General features: G+C 66.6%; 23 protein-coding genes. All 23 read left to right on the plus strand.

Annotated elements, in window-relative coordinates; all coding sequences use genetic code 11:
• Positions 1-20 precede the first annotated feature (20 nt).
• The 23 genes from FHW79_RS21080 (at position 21) to FHW79_RS21190 (ending at position 23402) form a co-directional block, all read left to right on the plus strand.
• On the plus strand, positions 21-650 hold the full coding sequence (locus tag FHW79_RS21080) for an NADH-quinone oxidoreductase subunit C (RefSeq protein WP_014240122.1): 630 nt from the start codon (positions 21-23) through the stop codon (positions 648-650).
• A 68-nt stretch (positions 651-718) separates the two neighbouring features.
• The gene (locus FHW79_RS21085) at positions 719-1867 is read left to right on the plus strand and encodes an NADH-quinone oxidoreductase subunit D (protein WP_035673062.1); all 1149 of its coding nucleotides are present in this window, start codon (positions 719-721) and stop codon (positions 1865-1867) included.
• Positions 1864-2481 carry an NADH-quinone oxidoreductase subunit NuoE gene (gene nuoE, locus FHW79_RS21090; protein WP_145678235.1) on the plus strand — a complete coding sequence of 206 codons (618 nt, stop codon included), beginning with the start codon at positions 1864-1866 and terminating at the stop codon, positions 2479-2481. Before FHW79_RS21085 ends, nuoE begins: the two co-directional genes overlap by 4 nt.
• A gap of 10 nt (positions 2482-2491) precedes the next feature.
• Positions 2492-3784, plus strand: coding sequence for an NADH-quinone oxidoreductase subunit NuoF (gene nuoF / locus FHW79_RS21095; RefSeq protein WP_014240125.1), 1293 nt, complete (start codon positions 2492-2494; stop codon positions 3782-3784).
• A gap of 15 nt (positions 3785-3799) precedes the next feature.
• Positions 3800-5884, plus strand: coding sequence for an NADH-quinone oxidoreductase subunit NuoG (nuoG, locus tag FHW79_RS21100; protein WP_183180743.1), 2085 nt, complete (start codon positions 3800-3802; stop codon positions 5882-5884).
• Positions 5877-6887, plus strand: a complete 1011-nt coding sequence (gene nuoH / locus FHW79_RS21105) for an NADH-quinone oxidoreductase subunit NuoH (protein ID WP_014240127.1) — start codon at positions 5877-5879, stop codon at positions 6885-6887. The genes nuoG and nuoH overlap by 8 nt, the downstream gene beginning before the upstream one ends.
• Positions 6888-6981: 94 nt before the next feature.
• Positions 6982-7470, plus strand: coding sequence for an NADH-quinone oxidoreductase subunit NuoI (gene nuoI, locus FHW79_RS21110; RefSeq protein ID WP_014240128.1), 489 nt, complete (start codon positions 6982-6984; stop codon positions 7468-7470).
• A 36-nt stretch (positions 7471-7506) separates the two neighbouring features.
• Positions 7507-8121, plus strand: a complete 615-nt coding sequence (locus FHW79_RS21115) for an NADH-quinone oxidoreductase subunit J (RefSeq protein ID WP_014240129.1) — start codon at positions 7507-7509, stop codon at positions 8119-8121.
• Positions 8122-8123: 2 nt separating this feature from the next.
• A complete protein-coding gene (gene nuoK, locus FHW79_RS21120) occupies positions 8124-8432 on the plus strand; it encodes an NADH-quinone oxidoreductase subunit NuoK (protein WP_014240130.1) in 309 nt (102 codons plus the stop codon).
• A gap of 9 nt (positions 8433-8441) precedes the next feature.
• Positions 8442-10544 carry an NADH-quinone oxidoreductase subunit L gene (nuoL, locus tag FHW79_RS21125; protein WP_183180744.1) on the plus strand — a complete coding sequence of 701 codons (2103 nt, stop codon included), beginning with the start codon at positions 8442-8444 and terminating at the stop codon, positions 10542-10544.
• A 24-nt stretch (positions 10545-10568) separates the two neighbouring features.
• Positions 10569-12095: an NADH-quinone oxidoreductase subunit M gene (locus FHW79_RS21130; RefSeq protein ID WP_014240132.1), complete on the plus strand. Its 1527-nt coding sequence runs from the start codon at positions 10569-10571 to the stop codon at positions 12093-12095.
• Between the two features lie 10 nt (positions 12096-12105).
• Entirely contained in the window at positions 12106-13554 is a 1449-nt protein-coding gene (nuoN, locus tag FHW79_RS21135) for an NADH-quinone oxidoreductase subunit NuoN (RefSeq protein WP_094306017.1), read from the plus strand.
• Entirely contained in the window at positions 13551-14345 is a 795-nt protein-coding gene (locus FHW79_RS21140) for a biotin--[acetyl-CoA-carboxylase] ligase (protein WP_183180745.1), read from the plus strand. The genes nuoN and FHW79_RS21140 overlap by 4 nt, the downstream gene beginning before the upstream one ends.
• 3 nt (positions 14346-14348) lie before the next feature.
• Positions 14349-15122: a type III pantothenate kinase gene (locus FHW79_RS21145; protein WP_183180746.1), complete on the plus strand. Its 774-nt coding sequence runs from the start codon at positions 14349-14351 to the stop codon at positions 15120-15122.
• Positions 15119-16837 carry a ribonuclease J gene (locus tag FHW79_RS21150; protein WP_183180747.1) on the plus strand — a complete coding sequence of 573 codons (1719 nt, stop codon included), beginning with the start codon at positions 15119-15121 and terminating at the stop codon, positions 16835-16837. The genes FHW79_RS21145 and FHW79_RS21150 overlap by 4 nt, the downstream gene beginning before the upstream one ends.
• Before the next feature lie 33 nt (positions 16838-16870).
• The gene (mce, locus tag FHW79_RS21155; RefSeq protein ID WP_183180748.1) at positions 16871-17275 is read left to right on the plus strand and encodes a methylmalonyl-CoA epimerase; all 405 of its coding nucleotides are present in this window, start codon (positions 16871-16873) and stop codon (positions 17273-17275) included.
• Between the two features lie 17 nt (positions 17276-17292).
• Positions 17293-17541: a DUF1467 family protein gene (locus FHW79_RS21160; RefSeq protein WP_014240138.1), complete on the plus strand. Its 249-nt coding sequence runs from the start codon at positions 17293-17295 to the stop codon at positions 17539-17541.
• A 24-nt stretch (positions 17542-17565) separates the two neighbouring features.
• Positions 17566-18165: a DNA-3-methyladenine glycosylase I gene (locus tag FHW79_RS21165; RefSeq protein ID WP_183180749.1), complete on the plus strand. Its 600-nt coding sequence runs from the start codon at positions 17566-17568 to the stop codon at positions 18163-18165.
• Between the two features lie 415 nt (positions 18166-18580).
• On the plus strand, positions 18581-19465 hold the full coding sequence (locus tag FHW79_RS21170; protein WP_183180750.1) for a hypothetical protein: 885 nt from the start codon (positions 18581-18583) through the stop codon (positions 19463-19465).
• A gap of 8 nt (positions 19466-19473) precedes the next feature.
• Complete coding sequence (locus tag FHW79_RS21175) at positions 19474-19872, plus strand: hypothetical protein (protein ID WP_183180751.1); 399 nt, start codon at positions 19474-19476, stop codon at positions 19870-19872.
• A gap of 124 nt (positions 19873-19996) precedes the next feature.
• Positions 19997-21310, plus strand: coding sequence for a proline--tRNA ligase (proS, locus tag FHW79_RS21180; protein ID WP_183180752.1), 1314 nt, complete (start codon positions 19997-19999; stop codon positions 21308-21310).
• Positions 21311-21472: 162 nt separating this feature from the next.
• A complete protein-coding gene (locus FHW79_RS21185) occupies positions 21473-22720 on the plus strand; it encodes a lipoprotein-releasing ABC transporter permease subunit (RefSeq protein WP_183180753.1) in 1248 nt (415 codons plus the stop codon).
• On the plus strand, positions 22713-23402 hold the full coding sequence (locus FHW79_RS21190; protein WP_183180754.1) for an ABC transporter ATP-binding protein: 690 nt from the start codon (positions 22713-22715) through the stop codon (positions 23400-23402). The genes FHW79_RS21185 and FHW79_RS21190 overlap by 8 nt, the downstream gene beginning before the upstream one ends.
• Positions 23403-23495: the final 93 nt, after the last annotated feature.

Here is a 23495-nt window from a genome sequence, read left to right on the forward strand (position 1 = left end):
GAAAAAGGCAGGTCCTGGCCATGTCCGAACAGGCGTTGAAGGAACTTGGGGACCATATCGCCGCGACGCTCGGCGATGACGTCCTGAAGGTCGAGCTGAAGCTTGGTGAGCTGATGGTGACCGTCCGCCGTCCCTCGCTCATCAAGTCGCTCACCTTCCTGCGCGACGATCCGACCTGCTCGTTCGAGCAGCTGCTGGACGTCACCGCTGTGGATTGGCCGGAGCGGGAGGAACGCTTCGAGGTCGTCTACATCCTTTTGAGCTATAAGCACAATCGGCGCCTCCGCGTGAAGGTCACGACCGACGAGGACACTCCGGTGGCCTCCGCCGTGCCGGTGTACAACGCGGCCGGCTGGTTCGAGCGTGAAACCTGGGACATGTTCGGGATCTTCTTCTCCGACCATCCGGACCTGCGCCGCATCCTGACCGACTACGGTTTCGAAGGTCACCCGTTGCGCAAAGACTTCCCGATGACGGGCTATGTCGAGTGCCGCTACGACGAGGACCAGAAGCGCGTCGTCTACGAACCCGTCCGCCTGACGCAGGATTTCCGCAGCTTCGACTTCCTGTCGCCCTGGGAAGGCATGACGAACGTGATGCTGCCCGGCGACGAGAAGGCCCAGGCCCCTGACACCGGGAGCAAGCCGTGACCATCGCCACGTCCGCACACCCCGCCGCCGGCCAGTCCGGCGGCAAGACCCAGATCAAGCCCTACACCATGAACTTCGGGCCGCAGCACCCTGCGGCCCACGGCGTGTTGCGTCTGGTGATGGAGCTGAACGGCGAAGTCGTCGAGCGCTGCGACCCGCACATCGGCCTGCTGCACCGCGGCACCGAGAAGCTGATCGAGTACAAGACCTACCTGCAGGCCGTTCCGTATTTCGACCGCCTGGACTACGTCAGCCCGATGTGCATGGAGCACGCCTATGTGCTCGGCATCGAGAACCTGCTGCAGATCAAGGCGCCGCTGCGCGCCCAGTACATCCGCGTTCTCTTCTCCGAGATCACGCGCATCCTGAACCACATCCTGTCGATCACCACCGGCGCGCTCGACGTCGGCGCGATCACGCCGGCGCTGTGGGGCTTCGAGGAACGCGAGATCCTCATGGAGTTCTACGAGCGTGTGTGCGGCGCGCGCCTGCATGCGAACTACTTCCGCCCCGGCGGCGTCGCCTGGGATCTGCCCGCTGGCCTGACCGACGACATCTGGGAGTTCACGGAGCGCTTCCCGAAGTTTGTTGACGACATTGACAATCTGCTGACGAACAATCGCATTTTCAAGCAGCGGACCGTCGACATCGGCGTCGTCACCAAGGAAGAGGCGTTCAACTGGGGCTTCACCGGCCCGATGCTGCGCGGCTCGGGCGTCGCCTGGGACCTGCGCAAGTCGCAGCCCTACGAAGTTTACGACCGCATGGACTTCGACGTGCCGGTCGGCCTGACCGGCGACTGCTGGGCGCGCTACCTCGTCCGCATGGAGGAGATGCGCCAGTCCAACCGCATGATCCGCCAATGCCTGAAGGAGCTTCCCGAAGGCCCGGTGCGCGCGGAGGAGCGCAAGGTCTCCCCGCCGCCGCGCGGCGAGATGAAGCGGTCGATGGAAGCGCTGATCCATCACTTCAAGCTCTTCACCGAGGGCTTCCACGTCCCGGCGGGCGAAACCTACACCGCCATCGAGGCGCCGAAGGGCGAGTTCGGCGTGTATCTGGTCTCGGACGGCACGAACAAGCCGTACCGCTGCAAGATCCGCGCGCCGGGCTTCGCCCACCTGCAGGGCCTCGACTTCATGTCGAAGGGCCACATGCTGGCCGACGCGGTGGCCAACATCGCGTCCATGGACATCGTGTTCGGAGAAATTGACCGATGAGCGCCCCGGCTCACGACCCGGCCAAGGAGCCGGCCTCCTTCGCCTTCACTCCGGAAAATCTGGAACGGGCGAAGGCCATCATCGCGAAGTACCCGGCGGGCAAGCAGGCCAGCGCCTGCATGCCGCTGCTCGACCTGGCCCAGCGCCAGAGCGAGGGCTGGCTGCCGCGCGTCGCTATGGACGCCGTCGCCGACCTGCTCGGCATGCCGCGCATCCGCGTGTACGAGGTCGCGACCTTCTACACGATGTACAACAAGACCCCGGTCGGCAAGCACGTCATCCAGGTCTGCACGACCACGCCGTGCTGGCTGCGCGGGTCGGACGACATCGTGCACACCTGCGAGCGCAAGCTGGGCATCGGCGTCGGCGAGACCACGGCCGACGGCCAGTTCACGTTGCGCGAGGTCGAGTGTTCGGGCGCCTGCGTCAACGCGCCGGTGGTCCAGATCGGCGACGACTATTACGAAGACGTCAGCCCGGAACACATGGAAACGATCATCGATGCCCTCAAGGGTGGCGAGATCCCCAAGCACGGCTCGCAGATCGGCCGGCAGTCCTCCGAACCGGTGGGCGGCCCGACGACTCTGAAGGCCTTCACCACCACGGCCGATTGAGGGGGATGCGATGCTTCGCGACGAGGACCGCATTTTCACCAACCTGTACGGCTACCAGAGCTTCGGCCTGGACGCCGCCCGGAAGCGTGGTGACTGGGACAACACCAAGGCCCTGATCGCGCAGGGCAAGGAATGGATCATCGAGCAGGTCAAGGAGTCCGGCCTGCGCGGGCGCGGCGGCGCCGGCTTCTCGACGGGCATGAAGTGGTCCTTCATGCCGAAGAACGTCACGGACAAGCCGGTCTACCTCGTCATCAACGCCGACGAGGGCGAGCCGGGCACCTGCAAGGACCGCGACATCCTGCGCCACGATCCGCACAAGCTGATCGAAGGCTGCCTGATCGCCGGTTTCGCCATCGGCGCGTCGGCCTGCTACATCTACATCCGCGGCGAGTTCTACAACGAGGGCTCCAACGTCCAGCGCGCCATCGACGAGGCGTACGAGGCGGGGCTGATCGGCAAGAACGCCTGCGGCACCGGCTACGACTACGACATCTACATCCACCGCGGCGCCGGTGCGTACATCTGCGGCGAGGAGACGGCGCTCATCGAGTCCATCGAGGGCAAGAAGGGCCAGCCGCGCAACAAGCCGCCGTTCCCCGCCCAGGCCGGTCTCTATTCCTGCCCGACCACGGTGAACAACGTCGAATCCATCGCGGTGGTTCCGACCATCCTGCGCCGCGGTGCGGCGTGGTTCGCCGGTCTCGGCCGTCCGAAGAACACCGGCACCAAGCTCTTCTGCATCTCCGGGCACGTCAACAAGCCGTGCAACGTGGAAGAGGAGATGGGCATCCCGCTGAAGGAGCTGATCGAGAAGCACGCCGGCGGCGTGCGCGGCGGGTGGGACAACCTGCTGGCGATCATCCCCGGCGGCTCGTCGGTGCCGCTGCTGCCGAAGTCGATCTGCGACACGGTCCTGATGGACTTCGACAGCCTGCGCGACGTGCGGTCGGGCCTGGGCACCGCCGCGGTGATCGTGATGGACAAGTCCACCGACGTGGTGAAGGCCATCGCCCGCCTGTCCCAGTTCTACGCCCATGAGAGCTGCGGCCAGTGCACGCCGTGCCGCGAGGGCACCGGCTGGATGAACCGCATCATGCAGCGCATGGTGACCGGCAACGCGCGCGTCGAGGAAATCGACATGCTGCTGGAGGTCACTAAGCAGATCGAGGGGCACACCATCTGCGCGCTCGGCGATGCCGCGGCCTGGCCGATCCAGGGCCTGTTCCGGCATTTCCGGCCGGAGGTCGAGCGCCGCATCCTCGACTACCGCAACGCCGCCAAGTCCTTGGCGGCCGAGTAAGGAGCCCGGTTTCCAATGCCGAAACTCACCATCGACGGGATCGAGATCGAAGTCGAGCCGGGCACCTCGATCCTGCAGGCCTGCGAACAGCTGGGCATCGAGATCCCGCGCTTCTGCTACCACGAGCGTCTGAGCGTGCCGGCGAACTGCCGTATGTGCCTCGTGGAGATGGAACGCGCGCCGAAGCCGGTGGCCGCCTGCGCCATGCCCTGCGGCGACGGGATGGTCGTCAAGACCAACACCGAGCTCGTGCACAAGGCCCGCAAGGGCGTCATGGAATTCCTGCTGATCAACCACCCGCTGGACTGTCCGATCTGCGACCAGGGCGGCGAGTGCGATCTCCAGGACCAGGCGATGGCCTACGGCTTCGACCGTGGTCGCTACGGCGAGAACAAGCGCGCCGTCCAGGACAAGTACATGGGTCCGCTGATCCGGACCGAGATGACGCGCTGCATCCACTGCACGCGCTGCATCCGCTTCGTGAACGAGATCGCCGGCGTTCCCGACCTCGGCGCGGTGAACCGCGGCGAGCACATGGAGATCACCACCTTCGTCGAGAAGGCCATCGGGTCGGAGCTGTCGGGCAACCTCGCCGACGTCTGTCCGGTTGGCGCTCTGCTGTCCAAGCCCTACGCCTTCACGGCCCGTCCGTGGGAGCTGCGCAAGACCGAGACGGTCGACGTGCTGGACGCGGTCGGCTCGAACATCCGCGTCGACACCCGCGGCCCCGAGGTGATGCGCGTCCTGCCGCGCGTCAACGAGGACATCAACGAGGAGTGGATCGCCGACAAGACGCGCTTCGCCTATGACGGGCTGAAGCGCCAGCGTCTCGACCGCCCCTACGTCCGCAAGGACGGCAAGCTTCAGCCGGCAACCTGGGCCGAGGCCTTCCAGGCCATCGCCGCCAAGGTCAAGGGCGTCCCGGGCAACCGCATCGCCGCCATCGCCGGCGATCTGGCCGACACCGAGTCCATGCTGGCGCTCAAGGAGCTGATGGCCGGCCTCGGCTCGGCCAACATCGACTGCCGCCAGGACGGCGCCCTGTTCGACACGTCGTCGCGCGCCGGCTACCTGTTCAACAGCGGCATCGCCGGGATCGAGCGGGCGGACGTCATCCTGCTGGTCGGCACCAACCCGCGTTGGGAAGCCACCATCGTCAACGCCCGCATCCGCAAGCGCTACCTGATGGGTGGCCTGAAGGTCGCGGTGATCGGCGAGGCCCGTGAGCTGACGTACCCGTACAGCCATCTCGGCACGGGCACCGACGCCCTGCAGCAGCTCGTCGACGGCACGCACGCCTTCGCCGATGCGCTGCGCGGCGCCAAGAACCCGATGATCATCCTCGGCGCCGGCGCCTTCCGCCGCAAGGACGGCGCCGCCGTCCAGGCCGCGGTGCGCAAGCTGGCCGAGACCTTCAACGTGGTTCAGGACGGTTGGAACGGGTTCAACGTCTTGCACACGGCGGCGTCCCGCGTCGGCGGCCTCGACATCGGCTTCCTGCCGGGCGAGGGTGGTCGCGGCACAGCCGGCATCGTCGAAGGGGCAGGGAAGGGCGAGATCGACGTTGTGTACCTGCTGGGTGCCGACGAGATCGACACCGCCGCGCTCGGCAACGCCTTCGTGGTCTACCAGGGCCACCACGGCGACAAGGGCGCCCACCGCGCCGACGTCATCCTGCCGGGTGCCGCCTACACCGAGAAGAACGCCCTCTACGTCAACACCGAGGGCCGTCCGCAGCAGGCGCGTCTCGCCACCTTCCCGCCCGGCGAGGCGCGGGAGGACTGGAAGATCCTGCGCGCCCTGTCGGAACAGCTCGGCCACAAGCTGCCCTACGACAGCCTGACGCAGATCCGTCGCCGTTTGGCCGAGGTCAACCCGGTCTTCGCGGCGGTCGGCACGGTCACGCCGGCCCCCTGGGCGCCGTTTGGCGCGCAGGGCGCGCTCGATGCGGCCCCGCTCCAGTCGCCGGTCGCGAACTACTACATGACCGACCCGATCAGCCGCGCCTCGGTGACCATGGCTCGTTGCGCCGAGACGTTCGTGAAGCCCGCCGTGAAGCCCGCCGAGAGCGCTCAGGAGAGGACCGGTACCCATGGCTGAGTTCTGGAGCGGCTTCCTGCTGCCGCTGATCATCATCGTCCTCAAGATCCTGGCGATCGTCGTGCCGCTCCTGGTGGCCGTGGCCTTCATGACCTACGCCGAGCGTAAGATCATGGGCGCCATGCAGCTCCGCCAGGGTCCGAACATCGTCGGCCCGTTCGGGCTTCTGCAGCCTTTCGCGGACGGCCTGAAGCTGTTCGCGAAGGAGCAGATCCTGCCGGTGGGCGCGAACCGCTTCGTGTTCTATCTGGCGCCGATGCTGACCTTCTTCCTGGCGCTGGTCGCCTGGGCGGTCATTCCCTTCGACTACGGCATGGTGCTGGCCGACATCAACGTCGGCATCCTGTACCTGTTCGCGATCTCGTCGCTGGGCGTGTACGGCATCGTGATGGCCGGCTGGGCGTCGAACTCGCGCTACGCCTTCCTCGGCGCGCTGCGCTCGGCGGCGCAGATGGTGTCCTACGAGGTCTCGATGGGCCTCGTCATCATCTCCGTCCTGCTCTGCGTCGGCTCGCTGAACCTGACGAAGATCGTCGAGGCGCAGGAGACGATCTGGTTCGCCATCCCGCTGCTGCCGATGTTCGTGATCTTCTTCATCTCGGCGCTGGCGGAAACCAACCGGTCCCCCTTCGACCTGCCGGAAGGCGAGTCGGAGCTGGTGGCCGGCTTCATGGTGGAATACAGCTCGGCCCCCTTCGCGCTCTTCTTCCTTGGCGAATACGCCAACATGATCCTGATGAGCGCGATGACCAGCATCCTGTTCCTGGGAGGCTGGCTGCCGCCGCTGCCGTTCGCGCCCTTCACCTGGATCCCCGGCCCGATCTGGTTCGCCCTGAAGATCGCCTTCTGCCTGTTCGTCTACGTGTGGGTCCGCGCGACCATGCCGCGCTACCGCTACGACCAGCTGATGCGTCTGGGGTGGAAGGTGTTCCTGCCGTTCTCGCTGCTGTGGGTCGTGCTGACGGCCGGCGTGCTGGTGACGTTCGGCTGGCTGCCGAAGTGACCGGCGCCTGAACGGACCATCGGATCGAGTTTCAAAGAGAAAGCGCGGGCGTCACCCGGAATGGGGCGCCCGCTAGGAAGGAGACGAAGAGGCCATGGCGTTCCTCGATCGTGCGGCGCGCAGCCTGTTCCTGACCGAACTGTTGGGCGGCCTCGGGCTCACCCTGCGCTATATGTTCAAGCCCAAGGTGACCCTGAACTACCCGTTCGAAAAGGGCCCCATCAGCCCCCGCTTCCGCGGCGAGCACGTCCTGCGCCGGTATCCCGGCGGCGAGGAGCGCTGCATCGCCTGCAAGCTGTGCGAGGCGGTGTGTCCGGCCCTGGCCATCACCATCGAGGCCGAACCGCGTGAGGACGGCAGCCGCCGCACCACGCGCTACGACATCGACATGACGAAGTGTATCTACTGCGGCTATTGCCAGGAGGCTTGCCCGGTGGACGCCATCGTCATGGGTCCGAACTTCGAGTTCTCCACCGAGAACCGTGAAGAGCTTTTCTACAACAAGCAGAAGCTGCTGGCGAACGGCGACCGCTGGGAAGCGGAAATCGCCCAGAACCTCGCGGCCGAGGCGCCGTACCGGTAAGTCGTTGCAGTGCGGTAAGCGGAAACGGGGATAACGATGATTGTTCAAGGCATCGCCTTCTACGTCTTTGCCGCGCTGCTGGTGGCCTCCGGTGTGATGGTCATCTCGGCGCGGAATCCGGTTCATTCGGTCCTTTATCTGGTCCTGGCCTTTTTCCAGGCCGCCGGCCTGTGCGTGCTGCTCGGGGCCGAGTTCATCGCGATGATCCTGGTGATCGTCTATGTGGGCGCGGTCGCGGTGCTGTTCCTGTTCGTGGTGATGATGCTCGACATCAACTTCCGCGAACTGCGGGCGGGCGCGCTCCAGTACCTGCCGATCGGCGGGCTGATCGGTCTCATCCTGCTGGCCGAGCTGGCCGCCGTTCTCGGCGGCTGGATCATCGCGCCGGCGGCGGAGAAGGCCGCTTCGGCGCCAGTCGCGGCGATGGCCGGTGCGACCAACACCGAGCAGCTCGGCCAGCTGATCTACACCCACTACGTCTATCTGTTCCAGGCGTCGGGCCTCGTGCTGCTGATCGCCATGATCGGCGCCATCGTCCTGACCCTGCGTCAGCGCGAGGGTGTCCGGAAGCAGAACATCGGCTCCCAGCTCGCCCGTCGGCGCGAGGACGTGGTCGCCATCCGCAAGGTGCCGACCGGGGAGGGCGTGTGATCATGGAAATCGGTCTCGGGCATTATCTGACGGTCTCGGCCATCATCTTCACGCTCGGCGTCCTCGGCATCTTCCTCAACCGGAAGAACGTCATCATCATCCTGATGTCGATCGAGATGATGCTGCTCGCCGTGAACCTGAATCTGGTGTCGTTCTCGGTCTTCCTGAACGATCTGGTCGGGCAGGTCTTCTCCATGATCATCCTGACCGTCGCCGCCGCCGAGGCGGCCATCGGTCTCGCCATCCTGGTGGTGTACTTCCGCAACCGCGGCTCCATCCGGGTCGAAGACATCAATCTGATGAGGGGCTAAGGCAGCGCCATGGAAGTCCTTGTCGTATTCCTCCCGCTCCTGGCGTTCCTCGTCGCGGGTTCCATCGCCCTGTTCGGCGGGCCGAAGGCGGAGCCGGCGCACGCCGGCGGCCACGATCATCACGGGCATGACCATGCGCATGGGCACGACGCTCATGCGCACGGTGCCCATGCTCATGACGTGCATCACGATGATGCGCATCACGACGACGGTCACGACGACCATCACGTCGTCGCCGGGCCGCCCACCGTGGGCGACCGCGCCGCTCAGTTCGTCACCACCGGTGCCGTCCTGCTCTCCGCGATCCTGTCCTGGGTGCTGTTCTTCGACGTCGCCGTCGGTGGGCATCCCCGCACGATCGAGCTGATGAGCTGGATGCGCAGCGGCGGCCTGGACGTGTCCTGGGCGCTGCGCGTCGACCAGCTCACCGCGGTTATGCTGGTGGTGGTCAACACCGTATCGTCGATGGTTCACCTCTACTCCATCGGCTACATGGCCGAGGACCCGCAGAAGCCGCGCTTCATGGGCTACCTGTCGCTGTTCACCTTCGCCATGCTGATGCTGGTGACGGCCGACAACCTCGTGCAGCTCTTCTTCGGCTGGGAAGGCGTGGGCCTCGCCTCCTACCTGCTCATCAACTTCTGGTATGAGAAGCCTTCGGCCAACAACGCGGCGATCAAGGCCTTCCTGGTCAACCGCGTCGGCGACTTCGGCTTCGTGCTCGGCATCTTCGCGATCTTCGTGCTGACGGGTTCCGTCCAGTTCGACGCGATCTTCGCCAAGGCGCCGGAACTGGCCGGCCAGACGCTGCATTTCCTCAGCTGGAACTTCGACGCGCTGACCATCACCTGCCTGCTGCTGTTCATCGGCGCCATGGGCAAGTCGGCGCAGCTCGGCCTGCACACCTGGCTGCCGGACGCCATGGAAGGCCCGACCCCGGTGTCGGCGCTCATCCACGCGGCCACCATGGTGACCGCCGGCGTCTTCATGGTCTGCCGCCTGTCCCCGGTCTTCGAATACGCCCCGACGGCGCTGGAGATCGTGGCCGTGGTCGGCGCCCTGACGGCCTTCGTCGCGGCGACCATCGGCTTCACCCAGTTCGACATCAAGCGCGTCATCGCCTATTCGACCATGAGCCAGCTCGGCTACATGTTCTTCGCCGCGGGCGTCTCCGCCTACGGTGCGGCGATGTTCCACCTGTTCACGCACGCCTTCTTCAAGGCCCTGCTGTTCCTCGGCGCCGGCTCGGTGATCCACGCCCTGCACCATGAGCAGGACATGCGCAACATGGGCGGCGTCTGGCGGAAGATCCCCTTCACCTACGCGGTGATGTGGATCGGCAACCTCGCGCTGGCCGGTCTGCCTTTCTTCGCCGGCTACTACTCCAAGGACATGATCCTGGAGGCGGCCTTCGCCTCGGCCAGCCCGGTCGGCAAGTTCGCCTTCGCGCTCGGCATCGCCGCGGCCCTGCTGACCGCCTTCTACTCCTGGCGCCTGCTGTTCATGACCTTCCACGGCAAGCCGCGGATGGAGAAGTCGGTCTTCGACCACGCCCATGAATCGCCGATCGTCATGCTGATCCCGCTGGGCGTGCTGGCGGTGGGCGCGCTGTTCGCCGGCTTCGGCTTCCACGAGCTGTTCATCGGCCACAGCATGGAGCATTTCTGGGGCAAGACCATCCTGGTGCTGGCGGACAACAACAGCATCGAGGCGGCCCACCACCACACTCCGGGCTGGGTCAAGCTGGCTCCGCTGGTCGTCGGCCTGATCGGCATCGCGCTCGCCTACATCATGTACATGGCGATCCCGGGCCTGCCGGAGAAGGTCGCTACCACGTTCCGTGGCGTGCACCAGTTCCTGTACAACAAGTGGTATTTCGACGAACTGTACGACCGTCTGTTCGTGCGCTCGGCCAAGTATCTGGGCTACGGCCTGTGGAAATCCGGCGACGGCGCCGTGATCGACGGTGTCGGTCCGGACGGGATCGCCGCCGCCACCCGCGACGTCGCGGCGCGCGCCAGCCGCCTCCAGTCCGGCTACGTCTATCACTACGCCTTCGCGATGGTGATCGGTGTGGTGCTGCTGGTGGCTTGGCTCTCGGTGTTCGGTTGAGCGGTTTGAAGGGGAACAAGAACAATGGCTAGCTGGCCGCTCCTGTCGTTCACGACCTTCCTGCCGCTGGCCGGTGTGGCGCTGATCCTGCTCTTCTGCAGGGGCAACACGCCGGATGTGGTTCGGAACGTCCGTTACGTCGCGCTCTGGACGACGGTCATCACCTTCGTCCTGTCGCTGTTCATCTGGTTCAACTTCGACCCGCGCAACCCGGGCTACCAGCTCGTGGAGAAGGCGGCGTGGATTCCCGAGTTCGGGATCTCCTACCACATGGGTGTGGACGGCATTTCGATGCTGTTCGTCATCCTCTCGACCTTCCTGATGCCGCTCTGCATCCTCTCCTCCTGGGAGGCGGTGCAGACCCGGGTGAAGGAATACATGATCGCCTTCCTCGTGCTGGAAACCCTCATGGTGGGGATGTTCTGCGCGCTGGACTTCGTCCTCTTCTACATGTTCTTCGAGGGCGTGCTGATCCCGATGTTCCTGATCATCGGTGTCTGGGGCGGTGCGCGGCGCGTCTACGCGGCGTTCAAGTTCTTCCTCTACACGCTGCTCGGCTCGGTCCTGATGCTGCTGGCCATCCTGGCCATGTATTTCGCGGCCGGCACGACGGACATCCCGACGATCACGGCGACCCACTTCCCGCGCAACATGCAGCTCTGGCTGTGGCTGGCCTTCTTCGCCTCCTTCGCGGTGAAGGTGCCGATGTGGCCGGTGCACACCTGGCTCCCCGACGCCCACGTCGAGGCGCCGACCGCCGGGTCGGTCATCCTGGCCGGCGTCCTGCTGAAGATGGGCGGCTACGGCTTCCTGCGCTTCAACATCCCGATGCTGCCCGAGGCGACCGAGTATTTCGCCCCGATGGTCTACGCCCTGTCGATCGTCGCGGTGATCTACACCTCCCTCGTCGCCCTGGCGCAGGAGGACATGAAGAAGCTGATCGCCTACTCGTCCGTCGCCCACATGGGCTTCGTCACCATCGGCATGTTCGCGCTGAACCAGCAGGGCATCGAGGGCTCGATCTTCACGATGCTGTCGCACGGCATCGTTTCGGGCGCGCTCTTCCTCTGCGTCGGCGTCGTCTACGACCGGCTGCACACCCGCGAGATCGCCCGCTACGGCGGTCTGGTGAAGAACATGCCGAAATACGCGGTGGTCTTCCTGTTCATGACCATGGCCTCGGTCGGCCTGCCGGGCACCTCCGGCTTCGTCGGCGAGTTCCTGGTCCTGCTCGGCGCCTTCCGCGACAACACCTGGGTCGCCTTCCTGGCCGCCACCGGCCTGATCCTGGGCCCGGCCTACGCGCTGTGGCTGTTCCGCCGCGTCGTGTACGGCAAGCTGGTCAAGGCGGATGTCCGAGCGATGTTCGACCTGAACACCCGCGAGGTTGCCATCTTCCTGCCGCTGATCGTCGTGGTGCTGTGGATGGGCGTCTACCCGAACAGCTTCCTGAACGTCACCTCGGCGTCGGTCGGGCAGCTGATCCAGACCTACCAGACCAAGCTGGCCGCCGCTCAGGGCGGGGCCGACGTCTCCGTCGCCGCGCGCTAGAGGTTCCGACATGACCGCTGTGTTTCCCGACATCTGGCCGGCCCTGCCGGAAATCTTCCTCGCCTGCGCCGGCATGGCCCTGCTGCTGATCGGCGTGTTCCGCGGCGACGGCTTCACGCGCCCCATCGGCTACATGACGATGGTGGCGCTGCTGCTGGCCGCCATATTGACCATGGGCTACGGCACCGGCCGGGTCGTCACCTTCAATGGCCTGTTCGTGATGGACGCCTTCGGCGTCTTCATGAAGGTGCTGATCCTCGTCGCCGCCTCGCTGTCGGTCCTCCTCGCGCTCGGCTTCAACGAGCGCGAGAAGATGGCCCGGTTCGAGTTCCCGGTGCTGATGCTCTTCGCCACGCTCGGCATGCTGATGATGGTGTCGGCCAACGACCTCATCTCTCTCTATGTCGGGCTGGAGACGCAAAGCCTCGCGCTCTATGTCATCGCCGCCTTCCGCCGCGACAGCGCCAAGTCCTCGGAAGCGGGCCTGAAGTACTTCGTGCTCGGCTCGCTCTCCTCGGGCATGCTGCTGTACGGCGCCTCGATGGTCTACGGCTTCGCCGGCACGACCTCCTTCGACAAGATCGCCGCCCTGTTCGCCGGCGGCGCGCATCCGTCGGTGGGCGTCATCATCGGTCTGGTCTTCGTGGCCGCCGGCCTGGCCTTCAAGATCTCCGCCGTTCCGTTCCACATGTGGACGCCGGACGTCTACGAGGGCGCCCCGACCCCGGTCACGGCCTTCTTCGCCGCCGCTCCGAAGGTCGCCGCCATCGCGCTGTTCACCCGCCTGCTGATCGAGCCGTTCGGTCATCTGGCCCACCAGTGGCAGCAGATCATCATCGTCAGCTCGATCCTCTCGATGTCGCTCGGCGCCTTCGCGGCGATCACCCAGAGCAACATCAAGCGGCTGATGGCCTACAGCTCCATCGGCCACGTCGGCTACGCCCTGGTCGGCCTTGCCTCCGGCACCCAGGAAGGCGTGCGCGGCGTGCTGATCTACATGGCGGTCTACATCGTCATGAACATCGGCACCTTCGCTGTCATCCTGTGCATGAAGCAGCAGGGCCGCATGGTCGAGGAGATCAAGGACCTCGCCGGCCTGTCGCGCACCAACCCGCTGCTGGCGGGCGCGATGGCGGTGTTCATGTTCTCCATGGCCGGCATCCCGCCGATGGCCGGCTTCTTCAGCAAGCTCTATGTCTTCCTCGCCGCCATCGAGGCGCAGCTCTACACGCTGGCGGTGATCGGCGTGCTGACCAGCGTCGTGGGCGCCTACTACTACCTGCGCATCATCAAGATCATGTACTTCGATGAGCCGGTGGAGGCGTTCGACAAGATCGGCGACGACGGGATGACCGGCATCCTGATCGCCACCGGCCTGTTCACCCTGCTGTTCTTCGTGGTTCCGGCTCCGATCCTGAACTACGCGGCGGCGGCGGCGGCCTCGCTGTTCGCCGGATGACGGCAGGCAACGAAGCGGAGGCGGCGCGCTTGCGCCTGCCTCCGGGCTTCCGGGTGATGGCCTTCGACTCCGTCGGCAGCACGAACGACGAGGCGAAGGCCTTCGCGCGTTCAGGGGCTGCCGAGGGCACCATCGTCTGGGCGAAGCGGCAGGAGTCGGGCCGTGGCCGCCGTGGCCGGGCCTGGACCTCGCCGGAAGGCAATCTGTACAGTTCGACCATTCTGCGCCCCTCGCGCCCACCGGCCGAGGCGGCGCAGATTTCGTTTGTGGCGGCGCTCGCCATCGCCGACACCGCCGCCGCCGTCCTTCCCGATCCCGACGGCGTGCGCTGCAAATGGCCGAACGACGTGCTGGTGCACGGGCGCAAGCTGTCCGGCATCCTGCTCGAGTCGGAGGCCACCGCCGGGGGAGGGATCTCCTGGCTGGTGCTCGGCGTCGGCATCAACCTGCGGCATTTTCCCGAAGGCACGGACTACGCGGCCACCTCGCTGGCGGCGGAGGGCGCCCCGGCGCTCCAGCCCGCGGCTCTGCTCGAAATCTATGCGGAGCAGTTGGCGCGCTGGTACGGCGTCTGGGCGGAGCATGGATTCGGCCCGGTGCGCGACGCCTGGATGAAGCGGGCGCGGGGTCTGGGCGAGCCCATCGTCGTCCGTCTGCCCGACCGCACGCTGACCGGCACCTTCGCCGATCTGGACAGCGACGGCGTTCTGTTGCTTGATCGGGATGACGGGGCGGGGCGCCAGCGCATCGCCGCCGGAGACGTGTTTTTCCCACCCGCGGTGGAGACCTGAGAGATGCTGCTCGCCATCGACGCCGGAAACACCAACGTGGTGTTCGCGATCTATGAGGGCGACGAACAGCGCGGCCTGTGGCGCACGGCGACCGACAAGAAGCGCACCGCCGACGAATACATGGTGTGGCTGACCCACCTGATGGCGCTGAAGGGCATGGGCCCGGCGGACATCGACAGCACCATCATCGCCAGCGTGGTGCCCGGCGCCACCTTCAACCTGAAGCGCCTGTGCAAGGACCATTTCGGCTGCGAGCCGCTGGTGGTCGGTCAACCGGGGGTCGATCTCGGCACACGCGCTCTGGTCGACCGGCCAGACGAGGTCGGAGCCGACCGGCTGGTCAACACGGTGGCGGCGGCGGCCACCTACCAGACGCCGCTGATCGTCATCGACTTCGGCACCGCGACGACCTTCGACGTGGTCGACCGCGACGGCAACTACCGAGGCGGCGTCATCGCGCCCGGTCTGAACCTGTCGCTGGAGGCGCTGCAGATGGCGGCGAGCAAGCTGCCCCGCGTCGAAATCCAGCAGCCGGGCCACGTCATCGGCACCAACACCGTCGAGTGCATGCAGTCCGGAGTCTTCTGGGGCTATGTCGGCCTGATCGAAGGGTTGGTCAACCGCATCCGGGCGGAGTACGGCGAGCCGATGACGGTCGTCGCGACCGGAGGGCTGGGTGTGCTTTTCGCCAAGGCAACCCATGTAATCGAACACACCGACGGCGAACTCACGCTGCGCGGCCTCCTCCTGATCCACAAGCGCAACACGGCCCAATGACCCATCCCGACTCCGCTCCCTCCGTCCACCCGGTCGAGGGAGACGGCGACCTGTTCGCTCCCGAGGACGACGCGCTCTACTTCCTGCCGCTGGGCGGTTCGGGCGAGATCGGCATGAACCTCAACCTCTACGGCCATCGCGGCAAGTGGTTGATGGTGGATCTCGGCATCTCCTTCGCGGACGACACGATGCCGGGGCTGGACGTCATCATGCCGGACCCCGCCTTCATCGCGGAGCGCCGGCACGACCTCGTGGGCATCGTGGTGACGCACGCGCATGAGGATCACCTGGGGGCCATCCAGTATCTGTGGCCGCAGCTCCGCGTGCCGGTCTACTGCACGCCCTTCACCGCCGCCGTCCTGCGCGCCAAGCTGCACGAGCGCGGGCTGGCCGGGGTGGTGCCGGTGCACGAGGTGGCGCTGGGCAGCACCATCGAGGTCGGCCCCTTCTCCGTCGAGTATGTGACGGTCACCCATTCCATCCCGGAGCCGAACGCCCTGGCGATCCGCACCGCCGCCGGCACGGTGCTGCACACCGGCGACTGGAAGCTCGACCCCGAGCCGCTGGTGGGGGAGGCAGCCGACGAGGAGCGGCTGCGCGCCATCGGCGACGAAGGCGTGCTTGCGTTGATCGGCGACAGCACCAACGCCCTGGTGCCCGGCAGCTCCGGGTCGGAAGGGAGCGTGCGCAAGACGCTGACCGAGCTGATCGGGCAGTTTCCGGATGTGCGCGTCGCGGTGAGTTGCTTCGCCACCAACGTCGCGCGACTGGAGAGCATCGCCCACGCCGCGGCGGCGCACGGGCGCCACGTCGCGCTGGTCGGGCGGTCGATGTGGCGGATCAACGAGGCCGCGCGCTCCAACGGCTACCTCGCCGACCTGCCGGCCTTCCTGACCGAGCATGACGCCAATTACGTACCGCGCGACAAGCTGGTGCTGGTCTGCACCGGCAGCCAGGGGGAGCCGCGCTCCGCGCTCGCCCGCATCGCCTCGGACGACCATCCCCAGGTGTCGCTGCAGCGCGGCGACGTGGTGATTTTCTCCTCCCGCGAGATTCCGGGCAACGAGCGGGCCATCGGCCGCATGCAGAACCTGCTGGTCGGGCAGGGCATCCGCATCGTCACCGCCGACGAGGCGCCGGTCCACGTCTCCGGCCACCCAGCGCAGGACGAGCTGGTCCGCATGTACCAGTGGGTGCGCCCGCGCATCGCCATGCCGGTCCACGGCGAGCAGCGCCACCAGCTGGAGCACGCCAAGCTGGCCCGCGCCTGCCAAGTGCCGGAGGCGCTGGTCCCCGGCAACGGCGACCTGATCCGGCTGGCGCCCGACGCCCCGCCGCGCGTGGTGGCGCAGGTCCGCTCCGGCCGCATGGCGCTGGACGGCAAGCGGCTGATCCCGCTCGACACCGGGCTGATGCGGGCGCGCCACCGGATGGTCCACAACGGCGCTGCCGTGGTCACGCTGGTGATGAACGGCAAGGGCGAGCTGGTGACCGCTCCGCAGATCGCGGTGATGGGGCTGCTGGACGACTCGGCGGACCGCGACATGCTGCTCGACGTGGTGGACGCGGTGCGCGAGGCTGTCGCCGAGTTGCCGAAATCGGCGCGGTCCGACGACGAGCAGGTGCGCGCCGCCGCCCGGATCGCCGTCCGCCGCTGCTTCAACGCGACGCACGGCAAGAAGCCGGTGACGGACGTCCATCTGGTCCGTGTATAAGCGTTTCCGACTTTACGCCTTTCGGGAGGACCCATGATCGGGAAGCTGAACCACGTCGCCATCGTCGTGCCGGATCTGACGGCGGCGACCGCGCTCTACCGCGACACGCTGGGCGCCGCGGTGTCGCAGCCGATGGACCTGCCGCCGCACGGCGTCACCGTCGTCTTCGTCGAGCTGCCCAACACGAAGATCGAGCTGCTCCATCCCTTCGGTGAAAAGTCGCCGATCGCCGGATTCCTGGAAAAGAACCCGTCCGGCGGCATCCACCACATCTGCTACGAGGTGGACGACATCCTGGCCGCCCGTGACCGGATGAAGGCGCAGGGCGCCCGCGTTCTCGGCGACGGCGAGCCGAAGATCGGCGCCCACGACAAGCCGGTGCTGTTCCTGCACCCCAAGGACTTCTGCGGAACCCTGGTCGAGCTGGAGCAGGCCTGAGACGAAGGGAGGCTGCGATGGGCTGGGTGACGGGCATCAGCGTCTATGTGGTCGTCTGGTGGGTGGTGCTGTTCGCGGTGCTGCCCTGGGGCGTGCGCACCCCGGCCCAGCCCGAGCCGGGCATGGCGAGCAGTGCGCCGGAGCGCCCGCGCATCCTCCTGAAATTCGCCGCCACGACGCTGGTTGCGGCGGTGGTGTGGCTGGTCATCTTCGGCATCGTGCAGTCGGACCTGATTTCCTTCCGCGAGATGGCCAAGCCGCACTGACACTCCCCAGAATGGAGTCCTCGCGTGAGCCTGACCTACTGCGATGCGGCGCCCGGCCACGCGCATCACGGCCCCTATCATGACACCGAATACGGCTTCCCCAGCGCCGACGATCGGGTGCTGTTCGAGCGGCTGGTGCTGGAGATCAACCAGGCGGGCCTGTCCTGGCTGACCATCCTGAAGAAGCGCGAGGCCTTCCGCACGGCCTTCGACGGTTTCGACATCGACCGCGTCGCCGCCTACGGCGAGGCGGAGCGGGAACGGCTGCTTGCCGATCCGGGGATCATCCGCAACCGGCTGAAGATCGACGCCGCCATCGAGAACGCCCGGCGGATCGTGGCCCTGCGCGCTTCGCACGGCTCCTTTGACGGGTGGCTGCGCGCCCATCACCCCCTGGGCAAGGCGGACTGGGTCCGGCTGTTCAAGCGGACCTTCCGGTTCACCGGCGGCGAGATCACCGGCGAATTCCTGATGAGCCTCGGTTACCTGCCGGGCGCGCATCAGGCCGATTGCCCGGCCTGGCCCATGATCGCCGCGCTCGATCCGCCCTGGATGGCCGCCGTTCGGCAGGGGTTTGCAGGATACGACGCTCACAAAACGGGCATAACGCAGCCTATGGCGTAATCAACCGCCTATGACTTGGGCGAAAATCTCGAATTCTTCGATGACGACTTGGTTTAGTCCAAATTCTGTCTTGTCATCGAGGAATGTCGGGTTCAATGTACTTTGTGTGACGAGAGGGGTTCTTCCCTCTTTTCCGACGCCTGGTGGCGATTCCTCCCTAAACCTCGGGCCGCGCCGCGATCGCCGCGCGGTCCTTTTTTCGCCCCGGCCCGGTTCACGGAGCCTACGATGAGCTTCGTCCGTAGGCAGACGGAGCGTTGTGCTTCGGTACAGAATGAATTAACCCTTTACGGGTATAGCTCATCCAACTGTGCGGGAGGCGGGCAGGGGTCCGTTCCGGCTTTGGATTCACATGCGGCGGCGTTCGCAGCCGGACTTTGCGGCCGTCAGCGGGGAGAACGATGCCGAGGCGCCGATGACCGCGGGTGATAACGAGAAGTTCGAACAGTTCGCGGCCATCCTGACCACCGAACTGCTCGACCGCACCCGCAAGAGTCTTGAACTGCTGACCCCCGAAGAGCAGCCGGCGGCCAAGCTCCCCTTTGCCCTGACCCCATCCTTTCAGGAGATCTACGCCGAGCTGGTGCGTGTCGGGATCTTCCCGGTCCTGCTCAGCCGCCGCCCGGTGCGGGCCATCGTCGGCGATGTGGACTGGCCGCGGGACGGCCGCGACTATCTGCTGACCGTTCTCGACGACCGCTCCAACGCCGTCTTCACCGCCTGGGATTACGCCTGGGACGCGCTGTGGGACGAGCGGAAGGTGGGAGCGGACAGCGGCTCGTCGGCGCCGGCCAAGAAGAAGGGTTTCTTCGCCTCGCTGTTCGGTCGCAAGGCGGACAAGCCGGAACGAAAGACCAGCGAGCAGGGCGCCGACGGCGACGTCATGGCCGGTCTCTACACCATGCTGAACGAGCAGGCGGAGCGGCGCGGCTACCTGCCGCTGTTCCATGACGACATCAAGGTGCTGAAGGGGCTGATCCGCGTCAAGCCGGCGCGCATCTTCCAGGCCTGGAAGGAGATCAACCAGTACCATCACCAGGAATTCTACCTGTCGGGCCAGGATCAGGCCAAGCCGGGGGTGACCTCGGACTGCCTGCAGAAATGGCATTACAATCTGCCGGACCGGATCGGCGAATTCCTGGTGCTGAAGGCGGCCGTCGACATGGAGTTCGTGAACAAGCCTTTCCTCGGCAAGTACATCCGCCAGTCGGCCCGCACCCAGGAGGAGGCGGAGAAGGGCATGCCCTATCTCGCCACCTACTGGAAATCGATGAAACAGTCTGCCGCCGCCCAAGGCTGAGGTCCGCCATGATCCGCCGCTCCGCTCCCCTTCTCGTCGCGTTTCTGGCGCTTTCCAATGGGGCGGCGGCGCAGCCGATCGACCTGTCCGCCTGCCAGTTCCTGACCGCCCATCGCCCGGCGGCCGGGGTGGAGTACACACCGGGCGTGGACGTGAAGGGCAAGGCGGTGGCCCCCGCCGACCTGCCGGGCTCGGCCGGGGCCGCGCCGCCGCTGGAGCGCTTCGACATTCCGGTGACGGTGGATTTCGCCCGCCGCATGGGCTTCCCGGTGCCGCAGGGTGCCGCGGCGCCGGGCGTCGAGGTCGGCTATCTGACCTGGTACGCCAACCGGCTCTACTTCAACGGCCAGCCCATCGGCGGGCCGAGCGAGGCGGAGGTTTACGCCTATTGCCGCACCGCCCGATAGGCCGAAGCGCCCCTCGCTGCACGCCGTGACGATGGACAAGCGCGCGGTGGCTTCCTAAAGTCGCTCTCCCTGTTGCGGCCCGGCGAACGGCCGGACGATTCCCCTCGAAACCGAGAGCAGAGCCATGCGGCTGTCCACCTTCTTCCTGCCGACCCTCAAGGAGACCCCGACCGAGGCGCAGATCGTCTCGCACCGCCTGATGCTGCGGGCCGGGATGATCCGCCAGACCAGCGCCGGCATCTACGCCTGGCTGCCGCTGGGCCACCGGGTCCTGAAGAAGATCGAGCAGATCGTCCGCGAGGAGCAGGACGCCGCCGGCGCCCAGGAGCTGCTGATGCCGACCATCCAGTCGGCGGAGCTGTGGAAGGAAAGCGGCCGCTACGACGATTACGGCAAGGAGATGCTGCGCATCACCGACCGTCACGACCGCGAGATGCTGTTCGGTCCCACGAACGAGGAGATGATCACCGACATCTTCCGCGCCTTCGTGAAGAGCTACCGCCAGCTTCCCCTGAACCTCTACCACATCCAGTGGAAGTTCCGGGACGAGATCCGCCCCCGCTTCGGCGTGATGCGCGGGCGCGAGTTCCTGATGAAGGACGCCTACAGCTTCGACATCGACGCGGCCAGCGCCCGGCGCTCCTACCAGAAGATGTTCCTGGCCTATCTGCGCACCTTCGCCCGCATGGGTCTGAAGGCGATCCCGATGCGCGCCGACACCGGCCCCATCGGCGGCGACCTCAGCCACGAGTTCATCATCCTGGCCGAGACCGGCGAGAGCGGTGTCTTCTGCCACAAGGATTGGCTGACCCTGGACGTGCTGCAGAACGCGCCGGGCTTCGACGAGGACCTGCAGCCCTTCTTCGACACCTACACCTCGATCTACGCGGCCACAGACGAGAAGCACGAGCCCGGCAATTGCCCGGTCGCCGAGACGGATCTGGTGTCGGCCCGCGGCATCGAGGTCGGCCACATCTTCAACTTCGGCACCAAGTACTCGAAGCCGATGAACGCCGTCGTCGCCGGTCCGGGCGGCGAGCCGGTCCCGGTCGAGATGGGCTCCTACGGCATCGGCGTGTCGCGTCTGATGGGCGCCATCATCGAGGCCAGCCACGACGACAACGGAATCATCTGGCCGGACGCCGTGGCGCCCTTCAACGTCGGCCTCGTCAACCTGAAGGTCGGCGACGCCGAGACCGACCGCGTCTGCCAGGAGCTGTACTACAAGCTCCGCGCCAATGGGATGGACGTGCTGTACGACGACCGCGACGAGCGGCCGGGCGTCAAGTTCGCCGACATGGACCTGATCGGCCTGCCGTGGCAGCTCGTCGTCGGACCGCGCGGCCTGAAGAACGGCATGGTCGAGCTGAAGCGCCGTGCCACCGGCGAGAAGCAGGAGCTGTCGGTGGAGCGCGCGCTGGAGAAGCTCTCGGCGTAACACCGTGGGGCGGGAGAGCGGGCGCCTTGGAAGGTCGCTGGAAGGTCGCCCTTTTCCTGCCACGGTTAAGCACTTATGTTGCGGGGCGGCGGACTGGTTGCGGTCCGCCGCCTTTGCTTTTGCCGGACCTCCGTCGCCGGCCTTTCGCTCATCGGGAGCCGCATGATCTTCTCCGCCTTCGAACGCATGGTCGCGATGCGCTATCTGCGGGCGCGCCGCCAGGAAGGGTTCATTTCGGTCATCGCGGGATTCTCGCTGCTGGGCATCGCGCTCGGCGTGGCGACGCTGATCATCGTGATGTCGGTGATGAACGGCTTCCGGGCGGAGCTTCTAGGCCGCGTGCTCGGCCTGAACGGCCACCTCAACGTCTACAGCGTCCGCGGCGGTCCTCTGCCCGACTACGACCCGCTGGTGCAGCGCCTCCAGGGCGTGCCCGGCGTGGTCGGCGTGACCCCGACGGTTGAGGGGCAGGCGCTGGTGTCGGTGCGCGGGGTCGCCTCCGGCGCGGTGGTGCGCGGCGTGCGGCCGGAGGATTTCCGGGTGCGGCCGACGCTGTCCCGCAACATCGTGCGCGGCACGGCAGACGCCTTCGGCGACGACAACATCGCCATCGGCATCCGCATGGCGCAGCGGCTGGGGCTGGCGGTCGGTGATCAGATGACCCTGATCGCGCCGCAGGGCAACGTTACCGCCTTCGGCACCGTGCCGCGGATGCGCAGCTTCACCATCGGCGCCGTGTTCGACGTCGGCATGTTCGAGTACGACAACAGCTTCATCTTCCTGCCCCTGCCGGAGGCGCAGGCCTTCTTCCGCACCGGCGAGGCGGTGACCTCGCTGGAAGTCTTCGTCAGCGACCCGACCCAGATCCGCGCGGCGCGCGACGCCATCCAGTCGGCGGTGGCCGGAGTGGGGCGGGTGGTGGACTGGCAGCAGTCCAACGCCAGCTTCTTCACCGCGCTCCAGGTCGAGCGCAACGTGATGTTCCTGATCCTGTCGCTGATCATCACGGTCGCCGCCTTCAACATCATCTCCAGCCTGATCATGCTGGTGAAGGACAAGGGGCGGGACATCGCCATCCTGCGCACCATGGGCGCCACCCGCGGCATGATCATGCGCATCTTCTTCCTGTCCGGCGCCTCGGTGGGGGTGGCGGGAACGCTGGTGGGGGTGGCGCTGGGCGTGTCCTTCGCGCTGAACATCGAGACGATCCGCCAGGGCATCCAGGCGCTGACCGGCACCAACCTGTTCAACGCCGAGATTTATTTCCTGTCGCAATTGCCGGCCAAGATCGATTGGTCGGAGGTGGTCCAGGTCACCCTGATGGCGCTGGGCCTGTCCTTCGCCGCCACCGTCTACCCGTCCTGGCGGGCGGCCCGTCTCGATCCGGTGGAGGCCCTGCGCTATGAGTGAGCCGATGCTGGAACTGTCAGGGATCGTCCGAACCTTCGAGCAGGCGGGGACGGAGCTTCAGGTGCTGCGCGGGGCGGAGCTGACCGTCCATGCGGGTGAGCTGGTCGCCCTGGTCGGCCCGTCGGGCGCCGGCAAATCGACCCTGCTGCACATCGCCGGCCTGCTGGAGCGGCCGACCGCCGGCACCGTGCGCATCGCCGGCACCGACGTCTCCGCCCTGGACGACGGGAAGCGGACGGAGGTGCGCCGCCGCTCGGTCGGCTTCGTCTACCAGTTCCATCACCTGCTGCCGGAATTCTCCGCGCTGGAGAACATCGTGCTGCCGCAGATGATCAACGGGGTGGCGAAGCGCACCGCCCGCGAGCGCGCCATGGAACTGCTGCGCATGGTCGGGCTGGAGCCGCGCGCCGGCCACCGTCCGGCCCGCCTGTCCGGCGGCGAGCAGCAGCGGGTCGCCATCGCCCGCGCGCTGGCCAACGGGCCGGGCCTGCTGATCGCCGACGAGCCGACGGGCAACCTCGACCCGCACACGGCGGAGGGGGTCTTCGCCATGCTGACCACCATCGTCCGGCAGGCGCGCGTCGGCGCGCTGATCGCAACCCACAATCTGGAACTGGCGAACCGCATGGACCGGGTGTTCGAGATGAGCGACGGTCTTCTCGTGGAGCACGCCAGGGTTTGATCGCCGTCCGGGTCCGCACCGCATGACCGGCCAAACCGCGTAAGAGTGGCATCGCCGTTCGGCGGATTGGTGATCGGCGCGTCCTGGGGCAGA

It is taken from the genome of Azospirillum sp. OGB3, assembly GCF_014192915.1.
In the GTDB taxonomy this organism is placed as follows: domain Bacteria; phylum Pseudomonadota; class Alphaproteobacteria; order Azospirillales; family Azospirillaceae; genus Azospirillum.